Source organism: Streptomyces sp. NBC_01474 (assembly GCF_035918215.1).
GTDB lineage: Bacteria > Actinomycetota > Actinomycetes > Streptomycetales > Streptomycetaceae > Streptomyces > Streptomyces aureus.
Genome location: NZ_CP109449.1, coordinates 4,496,156 through 4,517,110 on the forward strand (window position 1 = coordinate 4,496,156; position 20,955 = coordinate 4,517,110).

At 72.0% G+C, this 20,955-nt stretch carries 16 protein-coding genes; 5 read left to right on the forward strand and 11 right to left on the reverse strand.

All coding sequences use genetic code 11. The features are described from left to right. Position 1 precedes the first annotated feature (1 nt). Entirely contained in the window at positions 2-1,930 is a 1,929-nt protein-coding gene (locus OG758_RS20515; RefSeq protein ID WP_326711344.1) for a fumarate reductase/succinate dehydrogenase flavoprotein subunit, read from the forward strand. After that, positions 1,927-2,700, forward strand: a complete 774-nt coding sequence (locus tag OG758_RS20520) for a succinate dehydrogenase/fumarate reductase iron-sulfur subunit (RefSeq protein ID WP_326711345.1) — start codon at positions 1,927-1,929, stop codon at positions 2,698-2,700. The genes OG758_RS20515 and OG758_RS20520 overlap by 4 nt, the downstream gene beginning before the upstream one ends. A gap of 12 nt (positions 2,701-2,712) precedes the next feature. On the opposite strand, the gene OG758_RS20525 is transcribed toward OG758_RS20520, so the two are convergent. Next, the gene (locus tag OG758_RS20525) at positions 2,713-3,396 is read right to left on the reverse strand and encodes a hypothetical protein (RefSeq protein WP_326711346.1); all 684 of its coding nucleotides are present in this window, start codon (positions 3,394-3,396) and stop codon (positions 2,713-2,715) included. 124 nt (positions 3,397-3,520) lie between these two features. On the opposite strand from OG758_RS20525, the gene OG758_RS20530 reads away from it, so the two are divergent. Continuing rightward, positions 3,521-5,635, forward strand: a complete 2,115-nt coding sequence (locus tag OG758_RS20530) for a TPM domain-containing protein (protein WP_326711347.1) — start codon at positions 3,521-3,523, stop codon at positions 5,633-5,635. A 55-nt stretch (positions 5,636-5,690) separates the two neighbouring features. Next, entirely contained in the window at positions 5,691-6,404 is a 714-nt protein-coding gene (locus tag OG758_RS20535) for a PspA/IM30 family protein (RefSeq protein WP_326711348.1), read from the forward strand. 23 nt (positions 6,405-6,427) lie between these two features. Here OG758_RS20535 and OG758_RS20540 read toward each other — a convergent pair whose 3' ends face one another. The 6 genes from OG758_RS20540 to OG758_RS20565 all read right to left on the reverse strand — a co-directional run bounded on the left by OG758_RS20540 (position 6,428) and on the right by OG758_RS20565 (position 13,502). Next, complete coding sequence (locus OG758_RS20540; protein WP_326711349.1) at positions 6,428-9,121, reverse strand: SpoIIE family protein phosphatase; 2,694 nt, start codon at positions 9,119-9,121, stop codon at positions 6,428-6,430. Between the two features lie 300 nt (positions 9,122-9,421). After that, on the reverse strand, positions 9,422-9,910 hold the full coding sequence (locus tag OG758_RS20545) for an ATP-binding protein (RefSeq protein ID WP_326711350.1): 489 nt from the start codon (positions 9,908-9,910) through the stop codon (positions 9,422-9,424). A 185-nt stretch (positions 9,911-10,095) separates the two neighbouring features. Beyond that, entirely contained in the window at positions 10,096-10,491 is a 396-nt protein-coding gene (locus OG758_RS20550; protein WP_326711351.1) for a (deoxy)nucleoside triphosphate pyrophosphohydrolase, read from the reverse strand. Between the two features lie 31 nt (positions 10,492-10,522). After that, positions 10,523-10,714, reverse strand: coding sequence for an SPOR domain-containing protein (locus OG758_RS20555; RefSeq protein ID WP_326711352.1), 192 nt, complete (start codon positions 10,712-10,714; stop codon positions 10,523-10,525). A 195-nt stretch (positions 10,715-10,909) separates the two neighbouring features. Then, complete coding sequence (locus tag OG758_RS20560; RefSeq protein WP_326711353.1) at positions 10,910-12,595, reverse strand: purine-cytosine permease family protein; 1,686 nt, start codon at positions 12,593-12,595, stop codon at positions 10,910-10,912. Between the two features lie 154 nt (positions 12,596-12,749). Then, positions 12,750-13,502 carry a GntR family transcriptional regulator gene (locus OG758_RS20565; protein ID WP_326711354.1) on the reverse strand — a complete coding sequence of 251 codons (753 nt, stop codon included), beginning with the start codon at positions 13,500-13,502 and terminating at the stop codon, positions 12,750-12,752. Positions 13,503-13,830: 328 nt separating this feature from the next. Here OG758_RS20565 and OG758_RS20570 point away from each other — a divergent pair, with 328 nt between their 5' ends. Next, positions 13,831-16,458, forward strand: a complete 2,628-nt coding sequence (locus tag OG758_RS20570; RefSeq protein ID WP_442810430.1) for a glycosyl hydrolase family 65 protein — start codon at positions 13,831-13,833, stop codon at positions 16,456-16,458. A gap of 81 nt (positions 16,459-16,539) precedes the next feature. Here OG758_RS20570 and OG758_RS20575 read toward each other — a convergent pair whose 3' ends face one another. The 4 genes from OG758_RS20575 to OG758_RS20590 form a co-directional block, all read right to left on the reverse strand. Then, entirely contained in the window at positions 16,540-17,967 is a 1,428-nt protein-coding gene (locus OG758_RS20575) for a sodium:solute symporter family transporter (RefSeq protein ID WP_326711356.1), read from the reverse strand. Further along, positions 17,964-18,194, reverse strand: a complete 231-nt coding sequence (locus tag OG758_RS20580; protein ID WP_326711357.1) for a hypothetical protein — start codon at positions 18,192-18,194, stop codon at positions 17,964-17,966. Before OG758_RS20580 ends, OG758_RS20575 begins: the two co-directional genes overlap by 4 nt. A gap of 45 nt (positions 18,195-18,239) precedes the next feature. Next, positions 18,240-19,721: an amidase gene (locus OG758_RS20585; RefSeq protein WP_326711358.1), complete on the reverse strand. Its 1,482-nt coding sequence runs from the start codon at positions 19,719-19,721 to the stop codon at positions 18,240-18,242. A gap of 170 nt (positions 19,722-19,891) precedes the next feature. After that, positions 19,892-20,884 (reverse strand): Lrp/AsnC family transcriptional regulator, encoded by a 993-nt coding sequence (locus OG758_RS20590; protein ID WP_326711359.1) that lies wholly within the window; start codon positions 20,882-20,884, stop codon positions 19,892-19,894. Positions 20,885-20,955: the final 71 nt, after the last annotated feature.

The window sequence follows — 20,955 nt, forward strand, 5'->3', positions numbered from 1 at the left end:
GATGTCTCAAGTGGAGCGGCAGCAGTGGGACGTTGTCGTGGTGGGGGCGGGCGGTGCGGGCCTGCGCGCGGCGATCGAGGCGCGCGAGCGCGGCGCGCGTACGGCCGTGATCTGCAAGTCCCTCTTCGGCAAGGCGCACACCGTGATGGCCGAGGGCGGCATCGCCGCGGCCATGGGGAACGTGAACTCCGGCGACAGCTGGCAGGTCCACTTCCGCGACACACTGCGCGGCGGCAAGTTCCTCAACCAGTGGCGGATGGCCGAGCTGCACGCGCGCGAAGCACCCGACCGCGTATGGGAGTTGGAGACCTGGGGCGCCCTGTTCGACCGGACGGAGGACGGCCGGATCTCGCAGCGCAACTTCGGAGGCCACGAGTACCCTCGCCTCGCGCACGTCGGTGACCGCACGGGCCTGGAGCTGATCCGCACGCTCCAGCAGAAGATCGTGGGGCTCCAGCAGGAGGACTTCAAGGAGTTCGGTGACTACGAGGCGCGCCTCAAGGTCTTCCAGGAGTGCACGGTCACCCGCGTGCTCAAGGACGGAGACCGCGTGTCCGGCGCGTTCTGCTACGAGCGCGAGAGCGGCCGCTTCTTCGTCCTGGAGGCGCCGGGCGTGGTGCTGGCGACGGGCGGGATCGGCAAGTCGTTCAAAGTGACGTCGAACTCGTGGGAGTACACGGGCGACGGCCACGCGCTGGCGCTGCTCGCCGGGGCGCCGCTGCTGAACATGGAGTTCGTGCAGTTCCATCCGACGGGAATGGTCTGGCCGCCGTCGGTGAAGGGCATCCTCGTCACGGAATCGGTGCGCGGCGACGGCGGGGTCCTGCGCAACTCCGAGGGCAAGCGGTTCATGTTCGACTACGTCCCCGACGTCTTCAAGGAGAAGTACGCCGAGTCGGAGGACGAGGGCGACCGCTGGTACGACGACCCGGACCACAACCGGCGCCCGCCCGAGCTGCTGCCCCGTGACGAGGTGGCGCGCGCCATCAACTCCGAGGTGAAGGCGGGCCGCGGCTCCCCGCACGGCGGCGTCTTCCTCGACGTCTCCACGCGTATGCCTGCCGAGCGCATCCGGCGCCGGCTGCCGTCGATGTACCACCAGTTCAAGGAGCTGGCGGACGTCGACATCACCGCCGAGCCGATGGAGGTCGGCCCGACCTGCCACTACGTGATGGGCGGCATCGCCGTCGACTCGGACACGGCGGCGGCGCGCGGCGTCCCCGGCCTGTTCGCGGCCGGCGAGGTGGCGGGAGGCATGCACGGCTCGAACCGCCTCGGCGGCAACTCGCTCTCCGACCTCCTCGTCTTCGGCCGCCGCGCGGGGCAGCACGCGGCCGAATACGCGGCCGGGCTCGACGAGCGCCCGGCCATCGACGCGGATCAGGTCGACACGGCGGCGGCGGAGGCACTGCGCCCGTTCTCCGCGGAGGGTCCCGCGGCCGGGGGCGTCGCCGAGAACCCGTACACGCTCCACCAGGAGCTCCAGCAGGCGATGAACGACCTGGTCGGCATCATCCGCCGCGAGGAGGAGATGGCCGAGGCGCTCGACCGGCTCGCCGGACTGCGGATGCGGGCGCGGCGGGCCGGGGTGGAGGGGCACCGCCAGTTCAACCCCGGCTGGCACCTCTCGCTCGACCTGCGCAACATGCTGCTCGTCAGCGAGTGCATCGCGCGGGCCGCCCTGGAGCGCACGGAGTCGCGCGGCGGCCACACCCGCGAGGACCACCCGACGATGGACCGCCGCTGGCGCCGCACGAACCTGCTGTGCCGCCTCGTCGATCCGACCGGCGGCCTCGCGGCCACCGACCCGGTCCGGGGCCAGATCGACCTCGTGCGCGACACCACCGAGCCCATCCGCCCGGACCTGCTCGCCCTCTTCGAGAAGGAAGAGCTGGTCAAGTACCTCGCCGAAGAGGAGCTGTACGAGTGAGTTCGTACGATGCGCGTTTCAGGGTCTGGCGCGGGGACGCCGAGGGCGGCGACCTGACGGACTTCTCCGTGGAGGTGAACGACGGCGAGGTCGTCCTCGACATCATCCACAGGATCCAGGCGACCCAGGCCTCCGACCTCGCGGTCCGCTGGAACTGCAAGGCGGGCAAGTGCGGTTCGTGCTCGGCGGAGATCAACGGCCGGCCCCGCCTGATGTGCATGACCCGCATGTCGGTCTTCGACCGCGAGGACGTCATCACGGTGACGCCGCTGCGCGCCTTCCCCGTGGTCCGCGACCTGGTCACGGACGTCGGCTTCAACTACGCGAAGGCCCGCGAGATCCCCGCGTTCGTCCCGCCGGCCGGGGTCGGCCCGGGCGAGTACCGCATGCAGCAGGAGGACGTGGACCGCTCGCAGGAGTTCCGTAAGTGCATCGAGTGCTTCCTGTGCCAGGACACGTGCCATGCGGTGCGCGACCACGAGGAGAACAAGGCGGCGTTCGCGGGCCCGCGCTTCCTGATGCGGGTCGCCGAGCTGGACATGCACCCCCTCGACGCGGCGTCGGAATCCGGCCTCGACCGCAAACGCACGGCCCAGGAGGACCACGGCCTCGGCTACTGCAACATCACGAAGTGCTGTACGGAGGTCTGCCCGGAGGGCATCCACATCACCGACAACGCCCTGATCCCCTTGAAGGAACGAGCGGTCGACCGCAAGTACGACCCGGTGGTGTGGCTGGGGAACAAGATCCGGCGGAGGTCGTCCTCGTAAGGCCGCGCGGCGCTACGGAGTGCTCAACCGGCGCATCAGCGCGCCTATGTCGCCCGCCACGAGCGGCCGCAGCCGCTCCGGCGTGACGCGCCCGCCGGCCCGTGCGGCGCTGACGCTCAGGGTGAACTCCGCGTCGCCGTCGAGGACGTGGACCGTAGCCGTCCGGCCGTGGACGACCGTGTACGCCCGGTCGCCCAGGCCCTTCGCCGTCCGCACCTCGGTCCGGCCCGGGATCCGCTCGGCGGCCGTCGCGCGCGCCGCGTCGAACTCCGCGCCGGGGTCCGTCCGCTTGTGCAGGACCATGGACGCCGTGACGGTGGCGGCCCGCCCCGCGCCCTCCTTGCGTTCCAGCTCCCCCGAGCAGTCCGCCGTGTCCACCGCCTCGCTGCCGCTCCGCGTGGACTCCCAGCGCGATCCGCGGTCGAAGGCCGTGGCGAGGTGCGGCATCGCGAGGAGGGAGCAGAGGCGGTCACTGACCCGATAGCCCCTCAGGTCGGGGCCCTGCGCGCCGAACGCGTACAGGCCGGCGCCCCAGACGGCGGACGCGGCGAGCGCGCCGACGAGCAGCGCGCCGAGGGGGCGCCGCCGCCGTGACGCGGGCGGGAGCTCGGGGCGGTGCGCAGGGGCCGCGGGCCCGGACCCGACAAGCTCCGGTTCGCTGATCGCGCCGCCTGCGGCCCAGGGTCCGTTCTCCATGCCGGAAACCTATGTTGAGCAGCGGTTTTGCCGGAAGGTCCGGCGATAACGATGCGGATTCGGCACAACCGGATCGTGCCGATCCCGGTCGCGGTACCCCAGATACGGTCATACGCTCCCAACTGTGACGCCGCCTCCGAGTCGCCCCCGTCCGGTACGGATAGCCGCGCGGTCGGCCGTGGCCGCCGTGCTCGCGCTCTGCTGGGCGCTTCTGCCCGCCACGACCGCCCGTGCCGACGACCCGGTCACTCTGTCGAGAACCGGCCAGATCACCGACAAGGTGGACGCACTCCGCGACCGTGAGCACGACGTCGCCTCGGCCCTCGACTCGCTCGACAGCGAGCACAAGACCCAGCTCTTCGTGGTCTACGTACGCGACTTCTCCGGCCGCTCCGCCCAGGACTGGGCCGATGACACGGCCGCCAAGAACGGCCTCGGCCTCAACGACGTACTCCTCGCCGTCGCCACGCACGACCGGCAGTACGCCTACTCCGTCGACCAGGACTCCCAGCTCACCGACGCGCAGCTCAAGGATGTCGCGCAGACCGCGATCGAACCGGCGCTGCGCAGGAACGACTGGGCGGGCGCCGGGATCGGCGCGGCCAACGGCATCTCCGCCACGCTCGCGGGCCGCCCCGTCCCCGCCCCCACGATCACTCCGGGCCCGGCCGACCCCGGCGGCTCGGACACGCATCCCAGCGCGGCCGACCTCGCCCTGCCCCTCGTCGTGGTCGCCGGCGCGGGCGCCCTCGCGGCGTTCACGTACACCCGCCGCAAGAGGCGCACGCGTACCCGCACCACACCCGGCGGCGGCTGGGGCGGGGGCACGGGACCGAAGGTCACGCCGCTGCCCGAGCTGGACAAGCAGGCCAGGCGGATGCTGGTGGAGAGCGACGACTCGATCCGCACGAGTACGGAGGAACTCGGCTTCGCCACCGCCCAGTTCGGCGACGAGGCCGTCAAGCCGTTCACCGAGGCGCTGGCGTATGCCCAGTCGGAACTGACGGCGGCCTTCCGGCTGCGCCAGCAGCTCGACGACGCGCACCCCGAGGACGACGCGACGAAGCGGCAGATGCTGGACGAGATCATCAGCCGCTGCACCGAGGCCGGGCGCAGGCTGGACGACGAGGCCGCGGACTTCGACCGGCTGCGGGCCCTGGAGCGCACCGCGCCCGAGGCCCTCGCGCACGTGGAGCTCACCTCCCGCGACCTGGCCGCCCGCACGGCGACGACCGAAGAGACCCTGGCGGCGCTCGGCTCCCGCTACGCGCCGTCCGCACTGCTTCCCGTGGCGGGCCACGTCGAGCAGGCCAAGGACCGGCTGGTGTTCGCCACGACGAACCTCGGACAGGCGCGGAGCTGCGTCAGCGCGGGCGACAACGGCAGGGCCGCGGTGTTCCTGCGGGCCGCCGAGTCGGCCGTCGACCAGGCGGGCACCTTCGTGGACGCGGTCGACCGCCTCGGCCGTGAACTGGCCGAGGCCGCCGGGAAGCTGCCGGCCGCGCTCACCGAGTCCGACACCGACCTCGCGGACGCGCACGGACTCCTCGAAGGCATGACCGAGGGCGCGTCCACGGCCGATCTGCGCGGGCGCATCGCGCGCGTGGAGACCGTCGGCGCGGGCGTGCGCAAGGAGATGGCCGCCGGCCCCTACGACCCGATCGACGCGCTGCGCCGCGTGGAGGAGGCCGACTCGGCACTCGACGCGTCCCTGGACGAGGCCCGCGAACGCGAGTCGGGCACCGCCCGCGCGCGCTCCCTGCTCGACCAGGCGGAACTCACGGCCCGCAGCAGCGTCGGCGCCGCGTCGGACTTCGTCACCACGCACCGCGGGGCGGTGGGCAGCGAGGCCCGTACACGCCTGGCCGAGGCACAGCGGCACCTGGAGTACGTACGGACGACGGCACAGGCGGATCCCGCCGCCGCCCTGGCCGGCGCCCAGCGGGCCGACGCGCTGGCCCGGCAGGCACAGCAGCTCGCCGAGCAGGACGTGCGGTCCTTCGGGAATCCGTACGGCGGTGGGGGCGGGGGCGGGCGCGGCGGAGGGGGCATGGGCGGCGCGGTGCTCGGCGGGATCATCCTCGGCGAACTCCTGGGCGGCGGGCGGTCCGGTGGGGGGTTCGGCGGGCGGTCCGGCGGGGGCGGCGGCTTCGGGGGCGGGTTCGGCGGGGGCGGCGGTCCGGGGAGTTTCGGCGGGGGCGGGACCCGTGGCCGCAGAGGCGGTGGCGGACGGTTCTGACCCGGCGGCATCCACCCCCTTCCCCACGTATCTCCCTCGTACAAGGAGCACCCTCATGACCAAGCAGACCGTTCTCGGCCGCGTCACCCAGCTGGCGAAGGCGAACATCAACGCCCTTCTGGACGGCGCCGAGGACCCGCAGAAGATGCTCGACCAGCTGATCCGCGACTACTCGAACAACATCGCCGAGGCGGAGCAGGCCGTGGCGGCGACCATCGGCAATCTGCGGATGATGGAGCAGGACCACAAGGAGGACGTCGAGGCGGCCTCCGAGTGGGGCGGCAAGGCGCTCGCCGCGAGCAAGAAGGGCGACGAACTGCGGGCGGCGGGCAGTGCCGCGGAGGCCGACAAGTTCGACAACCTCGCCAAGGTGGCGCTCGGGCGGCAGCTGAGCTCGGAGAAGGGGGCGAAGGACGCCGAGCCGACGATCGCCGCGCAGAGCGAGGTCGTCGGAAAGCTGAAGTCCGGCCTCGACCAGATGAAGACGAAGCTGGTCGAACTCCAGTCGAAGCGGGACCAGTTGGTGGCACGTGCGAAGACGGCGCAGGCCCAGAACCAGATGATGGACGCCGCCAGGAACATCAACGTCCTCGACCCGACGAGCGAGCTGAGCCGCTTCGAGGAGAAGGTGCGCCGCGAGGAGGCCAAGGCGCTGGGCAAGCAGGAACTCGCCGACTCGTCGCTCGACGCGCAGTTCGAGCAGCTGGAGGGCCTCGGCGACACGGCGGAGATCGAGGCGCGCCTGGCGGCGCTCAAGACGTCCGCGTAGAGCCGAGGAGGCGGCGCGTCCGGTCAGTACAGGCTGAGCAGCGCCTCCGTCGGGTCCACAGTCGCCGAGTCGCCGTCCGGCAGCGGGAGTTCGAACCAGACGGTCTTGCCGCGCGGCGTCCTGCGCGAGCCCCAGGAGGCGCTGAGCAGGCCGACGAGCTGAAGCCCGCGGCCGCCCTCGTCCGTGTCGCGCGCGCGGCGGCGGCGCGGCTGGACGAGACCCGCGTCCCACACCTCGCACACGAGGGTGCGGTCGAGCAGGAGGCGCAGCCTGATCTCGCCCTCGCCGTACCGCAGGGCATTGGTGACGAGCTCGCTGACCAGCAGTTCCGTCGTGTCGACGAGCGGCTCCAGGTCCCATTGGGTCAGCTGGGCACGGGTGAACTCGCGGGCGCGGCCCACCGAGCGCGGCTCGCGCGGCAGCGTCCAGTCGCCCACGGCGTCGGCCGGCAGGCCCTGTACACGGGCCATCAGCAGCGCGATGTCGTCCTCGCCGTGGTGGGTGTCGAGCGTGTTCAGCACGTGGTCGCAGACGTCTTCGAGCGCGGGCGAGGGATCGTCCAGGGCGCTGCGGAACGCGGAGAGGCCCTCGTCGAGGGGATGGTCGCGGGACTCGACGAGCCCGTCGGTGTAGAGGGCGAGGAGTGAGCCCTCGGGCAGTTCGACCTCGACCTCCTCGAAGGGCTCCCCGCCGACGCCGAGCGGCATGCCCGGGGGTACGTCGAGCATGAGCGCCCCTTCGCCGGGCTCGACCAGGACGGGCGGCAGATGGCCCGCGTTGGCGAAGGTGCAGCGCCGGGTCACGGCGTCGTAGACCGCGTACACGCAGGTGGCGAGGTAGACCTCGGAGAGGTCGGCGTCGCCGGTTCTGCGGGCGGCGCGGGTGGCCTGCTGGACGCCGGCGCCGGGGCCGGGGGCCGGGGACGACGGGCTGCCGGGCGCGCCGAGGCCACGGGCGATCTCGTCGAGCGCGGAGAGGACCTCCGCGGGTTCGAGGTCGAGGAGGGCCAGGGTCCGCACGGCGGTGCGCAGTTCGCCCATGGCGACGGCGGCGCGCAGGCCGCGGCCCATGACGTCACCGACGACGAGCGCGGTTCTGTGCCCCGGCAGCTCGATGACGTCGAACCAGTCGCCGCCGACCTCGGTGGCCGCGTTGCCCGGCAGGTAACGACAGGCGATGTCGAGGCCGGACGCCTCGGGGTCGTCCGGCGGAAGCAGCGACCGCTGGAGTATCAGGGCGCGCTCGTGCTCGCGCCGGTAGAGGCGGGCGTTGTCGATGCAGACGGCGGCGCGGGCGGCGAGTTCGACGGCGAGGGCGCGGTCGCGGTCGTTGAAGGGCTCGCTGCCCTTCGTACGGGCGAAGCGCGCGAGGCCGACGACGGTGTCGTGGGCGACCATCGGCACGGCCAGCGTGGACTGGATGAGGCCGCCGGCCACGGCGGGGACGAACTGGGGGCGGGCGGTGCGCAGGGCGTCCGCACAGGGCGAGTTGAACGAGTAGCGGTGGACGGCCCCGACCTCGACGACCCCGTCACCGCCGGACGCTTCGAGGTACGGCACGTCGGCGACGGCGCTCGCGGCGGCGACCCTGCGCAGTTCGGCGCTGCCGTCGGCGAGGCTGCGGCTGTTGAGCGCCGACTCGTCGCCCGCGAGGAGCCCCTGGTAGAGGTCGACGGAGGCGAGGTCGCAGAAGCCGGGGACGACGACGTCGAGGAGCTCGCGGGCGGTGGTCTCCAGGTCGAGCGAGTTGCCTATGCGGGCACCCGCCTCGTTGAGGAGGGCGAGGTTGCGGCGGGCGTGGGCGGCCTCGCGGGCGGCGGCGTGCCGCCGGGTGACGTCGGTGGCGAGCCCGGCGACGCCGATGGTCCGGCCGCTGCCGCTGTGCACGCGGTAGAGGTTGATCGACCAGTGCCGGCGCTCGGAGGAGTCGGGCGCGGGCCCGACGAGCTGCATGTCGGTGACGGACTCGCCGCTCTCCAGGACGCGGCGCAGCGCGGCCTGGACGCGGTCGGCCTCGCCGCGGGGCAGATAGTCGTGGACGGTGCGGCCTCGGTGGTCGTCGGCCCGGCCCCCGAAGACGGCGGCGAAGGGCCGGTTGGCCCGCTGCACCTTCAGGTCGGTGCCGAACAGCAGGAAGCCGAAAGGAGATTGGCCGAAAATGGCCTGCGACGCGGCGAGGTCCGTCTCGATGCGGCGCAGGGCGCGGACGTCGACGACGATGCAGACGGCGGCGTGCTCGCCGGACTCCGTCTCGGTCGGCATCACATAGACCTCGGCTATCCCCTCCGTATACGGAGTGGGGCCGTGCTGACCGGGGACGTACGGATCGCGCTCGCCGGACGCAGGTCCGCCCGCGTCCGCCGTCCGGTCCCTGGGCATCCGGAAGGGGACGACGCCGGTCCACTCGCGGCCGTCGAGGATCTCCGCCATCTTGCGGTGGCCGCGCTCGCGCAGTTCGGTGGAGACGAAGGCCTCGATGGGGTCCTTGCCCACGGCTTCCTGCGCACGGACGCCGAAGAGCTGCGCCGCGCGCCGGCTCCACTGGTCGATCAGCCCGTCCGGGCCGATGGAGAAGGAGGCGACCTTGATGTAGTCGTACATGGAGCCGGGCGGACTGCTCTGCCACGTCTCGGCCCGGAGCGGGCCTGCCGCATCGCGCGCGGCCGTCCCGCCCGAGGTGTCCTCGGACGACGTGGCCTTCGCTGGTATCTCGCTCACGCGAACCGTCCCCTCCAGCTCACCGCGTCCGGCACCGGTCACCGGGGCGGCTGCCCGCAGTATCCAGCACTACGGAGCCGCGCAACACGGTGTTCACGATCACACCACGGTCCCGACGCTTTTTGGCCCGTCCCCACGTAACAGGACGACAACCAGATCCACGGCTGTCCCGTGCCTTTTCCTGGCCGGCCCCTTCGCCGGTCAGCATGCTCCCTGTCTCCTAACCAGGGAGGGTTCCTCTTAACCGGCGCGACGCCACCGGTTCCGGCCGCAGGTTCCGGCCACCGGTGACGGCCGCGGTCAGTACCGGCCGGGCAGCGACAGTTCGAACCAGACCGTCTTGCCCGCGTCACCGGGCCGCGTCCCCCACCGCCGCGCCGCCCCCGCGACCAGCTGGAGCCCCCGCCCGCTTTCCTCCTCCGGCCCCGCGACGCGCTCCAACGGCGGATCCGGAAGATGATCGGAGACCTCCACCCGCAGGGTGTGGGCCGGCTCCGCCGACCGCAGGAGACGTACGCCGATGGGGCCGGAAGCGTGCCGGAGCGCGTTGGTCACCAGCTCGCTGACGAGCAGTTCGGTGACATCGCCGAGCGAATCGAGGCCCCAGACGCCGAGCTGGCCGCGGACCGCGGCACGAGCGGAACGGACTGCGCCCGGTTCCTCGGGGAAGACCCAGTCGGCGCACTCCCCGTCGCCGTCGGTGTCGAACACGCCGATCACTTCCCAGGCAGCAGTAGAACCCCGTCCACCCCTTCGGATCGCGTCCGATTTCGTAGGGTTAATCGGCATATACCCGGGTGGCCGTGAGGGCTACCGTCTCACACGAACACTCCGCGAAGGGCGGCACGAACGGAGCACTTCGGACGGTACGACGGGTGACACAACCGGCAGCGCGACGGTGGCAGCCGGTTGCACGACGGTGGCGGCCGACGGCACGACGACCGGCACCGTGGACAGGACCGCCGGCGGACGGATCACGGCTGCTGCGCCGCGAGCACCGCCTTCACCGCCGGTACGTCCTGGTCGAGCCAGTCCACGGACCAGATCTCGTCGGGCCCGAGCCAGCGCAGCTCGTCGTGGTCCTCCAGAGGGCGGGGGCGGCCGGACAGCAGGCGCGCGGTCCACACCCGCAGCACGTATCCGGGCTTCAGGGGCCACTCCCCCGGGACGGGCGCCACGAGCTCCGCGCCGATCCCGAGCTCCTCGCGCAGCTCCCGCACGAGAGCCCGCTTCGGGTCCTCGCCGGGTTCGACCTTGCCGCCGGGGAGTTCCCAGCGGCCCGCGAGCTCGGGGGGCGCACTGCGTCGCGCGGCGAGCAGACGGCCGCTCTCCTGGAGGGCCGCCGCGACGACGACGGTCGGTTCAGTCATGTGCCGGAGCCTACGGCCGCGGGCGGGAACGTCAGCGCGCGGTGCCGTTCTGCGCCTGGCCGAGGCGCTCGACCCAGTAGAGCTGCTTGTGGCCGCGGTCGTCGAGATTGTCGGCGATCTTCTGGGCTTCCGCCCTGGTCGCGTACCTGCCGACGCGATAGCGGTTGCCGTTGTCGTCCTGGCGTATGACGAGCCACACAAGCGTGGTCGTGCCCTCGTTCATCGCGCCCCTCCACTCCCCGACCCCGGCTCGCACAGCGCCCCGCTTTCTGAGGAAACCCCACTCCGCATATGCCCGAGCGTACGCCTGACCTTCACGCAGCGGATACGCATTGGCACAAAGAGATACGCAACCAGCCAATCCGAAGGGGGCGCACTCCGAAGAGTGCGCCCCCTGGGCGTTCCGCAGCTCGGGCGCTCAGCCGGTACGCACCGTCGGCATGGGCATCAGCACCGGGCCCGCCTGCGGCTCCTTGCGGCAGGCGTCGCCGCACTCCGCGTCGAGCGAGCAGCACAGCGAGCAGATCGGGCCCGACCGGACGGGGCAGTCCGCGATGTCCGGGAGTTCGTACGCCGTCTCGCAGACACCGCACGTGTGGGTCGCCGTGATGTCGGCGATCTCGACGTCGGGGCCGTTCACCGGGTTGGGCCTTGCCAGGTAGTACTTGCCCTTGGTGGCCCAGGCGATCAACGGGCAGAGCGTCAGGGCGAGTCCGGCCGCGATGAACGTCGAGAAGGCCTCCGCGTACTCGCCGAACACCCCGAAGAACGCGACGATCGAAACGGCCGACGCGATCACCATGGCGCCGAAGCCTGCCGGGTTCACGGCATACAGATAGGCCCGCTTGAACTCGATGTACTTGGGGCTCCAGCCGACCCGCTTGTTGATGACGAGGTCGGCGGCGACGGCCGCGATCCAAGCGATGCCCACGTTCGAGTAGAAGCCCAGCAGCTTGTTCAGGGCCGCGAACATGTTCATCTCCATCAGCGTCAGGGCGATGGCGAGGTTGAGGAAGATGTACCAGACGCGGCCCGGGTGGCGGTGGGTGATGCGGGAGAAGAAGTTCGACCAGGACAGCGAGCCGCTGTAGGCGTTGGTCACGTTGATCTTGATCTGGGAGACGACCACGAACAGCGCGGCGGCGGGCAGCGCGACCGAGCCGAGCCACGGCTTGAGCGCCTCGATCTGCGGCGCGACGGGTTCCAGCGCATGGGTCCTGCCGACGGCTTCGAGGGCGACGAAGGCGAGGAGCGCGCCGCCGAGCTGCTTGGCGGCACCGATGATCACCCAGCCGGGTCCGGCCGCGAGAACGGCCAGATTCCATCGCTTCCTGTTCTGCTCGGTCTTGGCCGGCATGAAGCGCAGGTAGTCGGCCTGCTCGCCGATCTGCGCGATGAGGGAGAGCGCGACGCCGGTGCCGAGGCCGAAGCCGAGCCAGGAGAACCCGCTGCCCGCACCCTCCGTGCCGCCGAAGTGGGTGAAGTCGCCGAAGGAGCCCGGCGAGTGGAAGGCGAGGATCACGAAGGGCAGCACGAGCCCGATGAGCCAGACCGGCTGCGTCCACGCCTGCACCTTGGCGAGGGCGCCCATGCCGCGGAAGACGATCGGGATGACGATGAGCGTGGTCAGCAAGTAGCCGACGGGCAGCGGCAGTCCGACGACCTCGTGCATGGCCTGCGCCATGATCGAGCCTTCGAGGGCGAAGAAGATGAAGGTGAACGAGGCGTAGATGAGGGACGTGAGCGTCGAGCCGAAGTAGCCGAAGCCCGCGCCCCGGGTGATGAGGTCCATGTCCAGGCCGTACTTGGCGCAGGCGCGGGCGATGGGGATGCCGGTCAGGAAGATGACCGTCGCCGCGCACAGGATCGAGGCGAGCCCGCTCGTGAAGCCGTACGTGAAGACGATGGAGGCGCCGATCGCGAAGTCGGCGAGGTAGGCGATGCCGCCGAGCGCTGTGGACGCGACCATGGTCGGGGACCAGCGCCGGTAGGAGTGGGGCGCGTAGCGCAGCGAGAAGTCCTCGCGGCTCTCGTCCGCGGCGAGCCTGGCGTAGCTGCGCCGCGGCGCGGCTGCCTCTGTGTCACGGGTGACCGTGTCCGTCATGAGGGTTCCTGTCGTCCGGCCGATTGCGGGTACGGACGGAAGTTAGGAGCCGTGCATGACAATGCGGGGCGACCGGTGATTGCCGCGGCGTTACGGGAGGCGGCCGCGGGTTAAGTCGCCGTCACGCGCCCCGGACGGGGCGTTCGCGTATCGGTCACTTCACGGGCAGGTGGTATGCGATCCGGTACCGGTCGGCGGGGACGACGACGTCCGCCGTCTCGACCGGTCTGCCCGACGCGAAGTACGTGCGCTGGATGACGAGGACGACATGGCCGGGCACTCCGCCGAGCGCCATGAGCTCCTCGGCGAGGCCGGGGCGGGCGCCGACCTCCTCCGTCACGTTGTCCACGATCACGTCGATGGCGGCCATGCGCTCGACGACGCCGCAGCCGCCGAGAGGGCCCTCCTCCGGGAGCATCACGGGGGTGCGTCCCGTGACGGTGAGGGGTTCCCAGGAGGTGGAGAGCATCATGGCCTCCCCCGCGTCCCGGTAGACGTACTTCGTGCACATCACGCGGTCCCCGGCGCGGACACCGAGGCGCTCGGCGATGACGCTGCTCGCCTCGACCTGCTCGCTGCGGGAGTCCCACGTGCCGCGCGCCGTCTCGTCGGCCTGCTCCTGCTTGAAAGGGGTGGAGCCGCTGGTCGGCCGGTATCCGGAGCGGGCGACGCGGCGCGGGACCGGCGTCTCGCGCACATACGTGCCCGATCCCGAGCGCCCCTCGACGAGACCCTCGGCCATCAGCACCTTGCGGGCTTCGAGGGCGACGGTGTCCGAGACGCCGTACTCCTCGCGGATCCTGGCCTGTGACGGGAGCCGGGTGTGCGGTGGCAGCGATCCATTGACGATCTTGTTGCGAAGGTCACCCGCGACGCGCAGATACGCCGGCTGCTCACCGAATGTCACTGGCTGCACTCCCTAAGACCCATGGCGACCCGTCAGATTGACAGACAGCAACAGCGTCGCAACCCTGGGTTGTGCGCCGCAAGCAAGGGCCAGAGAATCACTCGAAGTGATGACATGCGCGGGCGTATGCCTTCACGCAGGGGCTTTTCCCGGGTAAGGGAATCCTTACGCCAGGCCGTCGAGACCGGTGGCGGCGGGGACACCCCCGCCATCCGTGGGACCCCCGGCGCGGGTTGCCCGACTCCCGTCCGCAACCGCCCGCATCGTCGGATGCGTGACCCGACCCCGCCGATCCCCCGCCCGCCTCACCGTCCTCCTCGCGCTCGCGGTGCTCGGTGCCTCACCGGGTGCAGCCCTGGCGACGCCCGGCCCCGGCCCGGCACCCGCCGAACCCGCCCCCGCACTCGCCCCCGTGCCCGCGGGTTCCCCCTCCCGGGCCTCCGCGGCCTGCACCGGCGACCCCGCCTGGGCCCCGGCCACCACCCGCATCGACCCCGCGAACACCTATCACGCGTACACCGGCAACGGGTATCTCGGCGTGCGCGTCCCGCCGTCCGGCGCGGGCTACGCCGAGCCCGGCGACAAGACCGGCTGGCCGCTCTACACGCCGCGCTACGACGGGGCGTTCACCGCCGGGCTCTACGCGCGCGGCCCCGAGAACACCGCGCATCGCGAGGCCGTCGCCGCGCTGCCGAACTGGACCGCGCTCGATCTGACGGTGGGCGACGAGACATACGGCCCCGGCAGCCGGATCTCGCACTACCGGCAGACTCTCAGCCTGCGCTGCGGATTCGTCCGTACGTCGCTGACCTGGACGCACAAGGACGGCCGGCACACCGACCTGACCTACGACGTGCTGACCGACCGCTCCCACCCGCACACCGGAGCCGTGCGGCTGCGCGTCACGCCGCACTGGAGCGGTGAGGCGACCGTCACCGACCGGATCGACGGCCGTGGCGCCCGCCGGATCGCGCCCACCGGCGGCGGCCCCGCGGGCAAGCGCACGATGGCGGTGGGCTTCCGCACGGACGGCACCCGCGAGGACGGCGTCGTCGCCTCCACCCTGCGCGCCCCCGGCCGCACCCACACGGCGGGCCGCACCGATACGTTGACGAACCGTCAGTCCGCCACCTTCTCCGTCGAAACGGGCCGCACCTACACCGTCACCAAATACGTCGGCGTGGACACGGCTCTCACCTCCCGCACCCCGCACGACTCGGCCGTCGGCGCCTCGCAGCAGGCCGCCACCGCCGGATGGGACGAGGTCTTCCGCCGACACGCCGCCGCCTGGCGGAAGTTGTGGACGTCGGACATCGAGGTGCCGGACCGGCCCGAACTCCAGCAGCAGGTGCGGGCCGCGCGGTACGGGCTCCTCACCGCGGTGCGCGCCGGCGGTCGCGACAGCGTCGCGCCCGCCGGGCTCACCGGCGACGCCTACGCGGGCATGATCTTCTGGGACGCCGAGACGTGGATGTTCCCCGCGCTGCTCGCCGGCCGGCCCGAACTGGCGCGCCCCGTCCTCGAATACCGTTACCGCACGCGCGAGGCGGCCGCCGACAACGCCCTCAAGACGTCGGTCAAGGGCCTCATGTACCCGTGGACCAGTGCGAGCCGCGGCGCCCTGTGGACGGAGTGCCAGAGCTGGTACCCGCCGCACTGCGTCACCCAGAACCACCTCCAGGGCGACATCGCGCTCGCCGCCTGGCAGTACTACCTGGCCACGGGCGACCGCGCCTGGCTGCGCTCGCGCGGCTGGCCGCTGCTCAAGGGTCTTGCGGAGTACTGGACTTCACGCGTCACGAAGAACGCCGACGGCTCGTACTCCATCAAGGACGTCGCGGGCCCCGACGAGTACAGCAACGGCGTCGACGACGGGGTCTACACGAACGCCGTCGCGGCCACGGCCCTGCGCTCCGCCGCCCGCGCCGCCCGGCTCGTGGGCGCCGCGCCCCCGGCCGCGTGGACGACGATCGCCGACGGGCTCCGCATCCCGTACGACCCCAAGCGCAAGATCTTCCTCCAGTACGAGGGCTACAACGGCTCGACGATCAAACAGGCCGACGCGGTCCTGCTGCTGTACCCGCTGGACTGGAAGCCGATGCCGAAGGGCGCGGCGGCGGCGACCCTGGACTACTACGTCGCGCACACCGACCCGGACGGGCCCGCGATGACGGACTCCGTGAACGCGGTGGCCGCCGCGTCGGCCGGGGAGCCGGGCTGCGCCACGTACACGTTCCTGCGGCGCGCCTCGAAGCCGTTCTTCCGTGAGCCGTTCGGGCTGTTCTCGGAGGCGCGCGGCACGAAGGCGGGATCCGGCGACCCGCTCGCGGGCACGCCCGCTCAGGACTTCCTGACCGGGAAGGGCGGCTTCCTCCAGGTGTTCACGCACGGCCTGACCGGTCTGCGCCTCGAGGAGGACGCCCTGCGCCTGGACCCGTCGCTGCCGCCGCAGCTCGGCAGGGGCGTGACGCTGCGCGGGCTGACCTGGCGCGGACGCACGTACGACATCACGATCGGGCCGGAGCGTACGACGGTCAGGCTGACCGCGGGCGAGCCGTTCCCCGTCGTCACGCCCACCGGGCGCGCGACGGTGGACCGCGGCGGGCTCGTCCTGCGCACCCGGCGCCCCGACCTCGAACCCACCTCCGACCTGGCCCGCTGCCGCACCGCGACGGCGACGTCCGAGGAGCCGGGCCTGTACGCGGAGGCGGCGGTGGACGGCAATCCGGTCACCCCCTGGCAGCCGGCGACCGCGCACGCCTCCCTCACGGTCGACCTCGGCCGGACGGGGAAGGTCTCCGGGGTGGACGTCACGGGCACGCGCGCGTACGCGGTGACGACGTCGACCGACGGGGCGTCCTGGCGGGCCTTCACGCCGGGGCGAGCGGCCCGGTACGTCCGTATCACCGAGAACAGCGAAAGGCCCGAGCCCGTCGAGGAGTTGAGGGTCAGCTAGGGCCTGCCGCCCGACCGGCAGGCCCTGAACCGCCGGTCGCCGCGCGCGGCCCCACACCGCGCGACGGCGCCCGGCAGCCGGTCAGTTGGCCTCGGCCGGCACGGCCGCCAGTGAGCGGGACCGCACCACGAGTTGGGCGACCGCCGTCACCACCAGGTTCGGGACGAGCGCGATGAGCCCGGTGTCGACCGTGCCGACGTCCACACTCCCGAAGGTGAGCCAGATCAGGACGCCGACGCCGGTCAGGATGCCGAGCAGTGCGGGCACGGCATCCAGACGCACCTTCCTGGCCAGGCCCATGACGATCGCCGGGGCGAGCTGGGTGAGGCCTCCGTAGGTGAGCAGCAGCAGATCGGACAGGAGTCCGGGCCTGGCCAGGCCGAGCACGAGGGCGAGCGCGGCGGCCGCGACCACGCAGAGGTGGTTGGTGCGCAGCTGCGTACGTTCGTTGCGCGCGCTCAGCAGGTTGCGGGACAGCAGGCTGGAGATGCCCACGACGATGGCCGCCGAGGGGACCATGGCGGCCGAGGCCGCGGCGACCGCGACGACGCCGACGAGCCAGCCGGGAAGGGTCTGGCCCGCGAGGGTGAGGGCGACGGAGTTCGCGGGCGAGCCCGGCTTCAGCATGAGGATTCCCGCGAAGCCGACGATGACCGGGATGCCGAGCGCTATCTGGTAGAGCGGCAGCCAGACGGCGTTCTTGCGCAGGGCGCGCCCGCTGACGGCGGCGAGGACCGGCGGCCACAGGTGGGCCATGGTGCCGAGTCCACCGCCGATGCCGGAGATGATGACGGCGGTGACGAAGAACGTGGCGTCATAACCCTCCTGATGGAACGTCAGGAGCTGTGGGTGGCTGTCCCGTACGGTCTCGAAGAGGCCGCCGATGCCGCCCCGCACGGAGACCGCGACACCGATGAGCAGCACCACGAGCCCGAAGATCATCAGGGCGTCCTTGAGGTAGGCGACGCGGGCGATGCCGCGGATCCCGGACCACAGGACGAAGGCGACGGTGAGGACGGTCGCGAGGACCATGCTGAGGTTGCCGCCCGTGCGGCTGCCGGTGGCGAGCTGGACGATCATCCCGAGCCCGGTGATCTGGAGCTGGAGGTACGGCAGCAGGAAGACCGCGCCGACGACGGCGACGACCTTGCCGAGCAGGGGGCTGCGGTAGCGGTCGGTGAAGAAGTCCGCCTGCGTCAAGTAACCGCCCTTGCGGCCGAGTTCACGCATGCGGGGCGCGGTGAAGTACTGCAGGATGAAGTTGATCGCGAGGTAGCACAGGGCGAACGCGGCGGCGACGCCTCCGCCGAAGGCGATGCCGGCGAGACCGAGGAAACTGAAGGTCGTGAAGGCCTCGCCCGCCTGGAGGAACCAGGTGGTGAAGGTGGAGAACTTCCGTTTCCCCACCGTCCATTCGCCGAGTTCCCCGCTGCGCGGTCTGCGCCCGCTCACGCCGACGACGGCGATGGAGACCATGCCGATGAGAGTGATGGCCATGGTGGTGTTCATGCGGCGGCCTCCTCGGCCTCGTCGCGGTCGGCGCGTTCGTTGTCGGTGCGTGCGAAGTGCTCGACGAGGGCGAGCGACGCCGTCGTACCGGCCGTCCACAGCAGGCACCAGGCCAGGACGGAGGGGATGCCGAACCAGAGGTACGGGCCGTTGACGAAGGGCAGGAACGGGGTGCTGAGGAAAGCCAGTACGGGCACGAAGGCCCAGATCACGTGCGGTTTTCTCATCAGGGCTCCATACGGCTGCGGAAGGTACGGCTACGGGAGGTACGGCTACGGGAGGGAGGGGCGACGGCGCCCGTGCCCGGTGGCGGCCTCGTAGGCGGCGCCGACCTCGAGCACGGTCCGCTCGGCGCGGGGCCGGCCGACGATCTGGAGCCCGACGGGGAGCCCGGCTCCGGTGAAGCCGGCCGGTACGGAGAGGGCGGGTGCGCCCAGGACGGAGAGGAAGTACGCCGAGCGCATCCAGTCGAGATAGGTGTGCTGCGGCTGCCCGTCGATGACGGTCGGGTACTCCGCCTCCACGTCGAAGGGGGTGACCTGGCTGACGGGCGCGACCAGTACGTCGTAGCGCTCGAAGAAGCCGACGGCCGCGAGGTGGATGCGGGCGTGCTCGGCGGTCGCGCGGGCGAGGTCGGCGCCGGTCAGACGCCGGCCCTCCTCGATGTTCCAGACGAGGCTGTCCTTCAGGGAGGCGCGGTCGCTGTCGAGGAGCGCGCCGAGGCCCTGGTTGAACTCCTGGGCGCGCAGCGTGCGGAAGACGTCCTCGGCGCCGTCCAGGTCGGGGCAGTCCTCGGCGACGACGCAGCCGAGCTCCTCGAAGACCTCGGCCTGCCGCTCGAACACGTCGCGCACGTCGCGGTCGACGGCGACCCGCCCGCCGAGGTCGGGCGTGAACGCCACCCGCAGCCCGGCCGCGTCCCGCCCGAGCGGTGCGCGGAAGGCGGCGCCCGGCCCCTCCAGGGAGATCGGGACGCGCGGGTCCGGCCCGGCCATGACGGACAGCAGCAGCGCGGTGTCGGCGACGGTGCGCCCCATGGGCCCGGCGACGGCGAGGGTCTCCCACAGGTTGCCGGCCGGGTGCGAGGGGACGCGGCCGGGGGTGGGACGCAGGCCGACGACGTTGCAGAAGGACGCCGGGTTGCGCAGGGAGCCGCCCATGTCGCTGCCGTCGGCGAGCGGCTGGAACCCGGCGGCGAGCGCGGCCGCGGCCCCGCCACTGCTGCCGCCCGCCGACCGCTTCGTGTCGTACGGGTTCCTGGTCGCGCCGAAGACGGGGTTGAACGTGTGCGAACCGGCCGCGAACTCGGGGACGTTGGTCTTGCCGATGCGGATGGCGCCCGCGTCCTGGATGCGCCGCACGAGCAGCTCGTCCTCGTCGGGGACGTGCTCGGCGAAGAGGGGCGAGCCGTGCGTGGTGCGCATGCCGCGGGTGAGGTGGGTGTCCTTGAACGCGATGGGCAAGCCGTGCAGCGGTCCGAGCTCCTCACCGCGCGCCTGGCGCTCGTCGGCGGCGGCGGCCGCGGCGAGGGCGCCCTCGGGATCCAGGGTGACGATCGCGTTGACGGCGGGGTTGAGGCGTTCGATGCGGTCGAGGTGGGCCTGGACGACCTCGCGGGCCGACAGCTCACCACGACGGACGCGCGCCGCGAGGTCGACGGCGTCGAGGGCGCAGAGTTCGTCCTGTGCGGGAGCGTGATCGGCGGGGCCGGTGGCGGCGGAACCGGAGTCGGCGGGACCGGTGGAAACGGGCATGGCAGTCCTAGGGCAGCGGGCAGAGAGGCGCGGCCGGCCGGGGACGGGATCGGCGACGCGTGTGCTGCACCACACTGAAGGCGCTGACGTTTTCAGTCAACACCTAAAGCTGTATGAACTTTTAAGACGCCAAACCCACCACTGTGAAGATTTCAGTCGCATTACGAACGTCAGCGACTGGACGTCGGAAACTCCACCCCGCTGCGCTTGAACGCCTCGACCACCAGATGCGACTGCACGGCCTCCACATGCCGCACCCAGGGCGAGGCGGTCAGGAACTCGTACAGCGCGGCCTTCGACGGCTGTGTCACGTCGACCAGGAGCTGGTGCTCGCCCATGACCACGGCGGCGTACCGCACGAGCGGCGACTCGACGAGCAGCCGGCCCACCTTCTCGACCTCGTCGGGCCGGGTCCTGATCCACAGGAGCGCCTCGACCGGGAGGCCGAGCAGCGCGGGCTCGACGGCGGCCCGGATGCTCACGTGCCCGTCGCGGGTCAGCGTCTCGACGCGGCGGCGGGCGGTCGCCACGGAGACGCCGGCGACGGCGGCCAGGTCCTCGTGGGTGCGCCGCCCGTCCTCGGCGAGCGCCCCCAGGATCGCCCGCTCCTCGGGCCCGGCCTCGACCTCCGGCAGCCCGATCTCGTCGACGGTCCCGGACGGCCCGCCGAGCGCCTCGATCTCTCCGGCGTCAAGGATCCCCGGCGACCACTCGTGCACGGTCCTGAAGTACCGCAGCACCGGCGACACGCTCTGCGAGAAGAGGCCGGGCAGCGCGGGCACCTCGTCGAGCATCAACGGCCCCAACTGCCCCTGCGGAAACTGGAGTTCGGCCACGCAATCGACCGGTCCCGCCAGCGCGTACGAGAAGATGCAGTCCGCCCGCCGGGCGGCCGCCACGGCCGCGTCCCGCACCGACCCCGGCCGGCAGGTCATCCGCAGGATCACGGTCTCGCCCCGCACGACGAGCCCCCGCACGGCCACGTCCCCACTCTCCAGCAACCGCAGCCCCCGCCGCGCCACCTTCCGCTCGGGCTCCCCGATCGCGGCCGCGATCCGCCGCCACGACGCCCGCCCGTCGATCTGCAGGGCGGCAACGATGCGCCGGTCGAGGGGGTCCAGGGGAGCGGGGGCGGTCGGGGTGGCCGGTACTGGGTGCGTCACAGGACTGACCATAACGAGCGGGGGTGGCGCGGCGGACCGGGACCGCGCGGCGAACCGGAACCGGGGCCCGG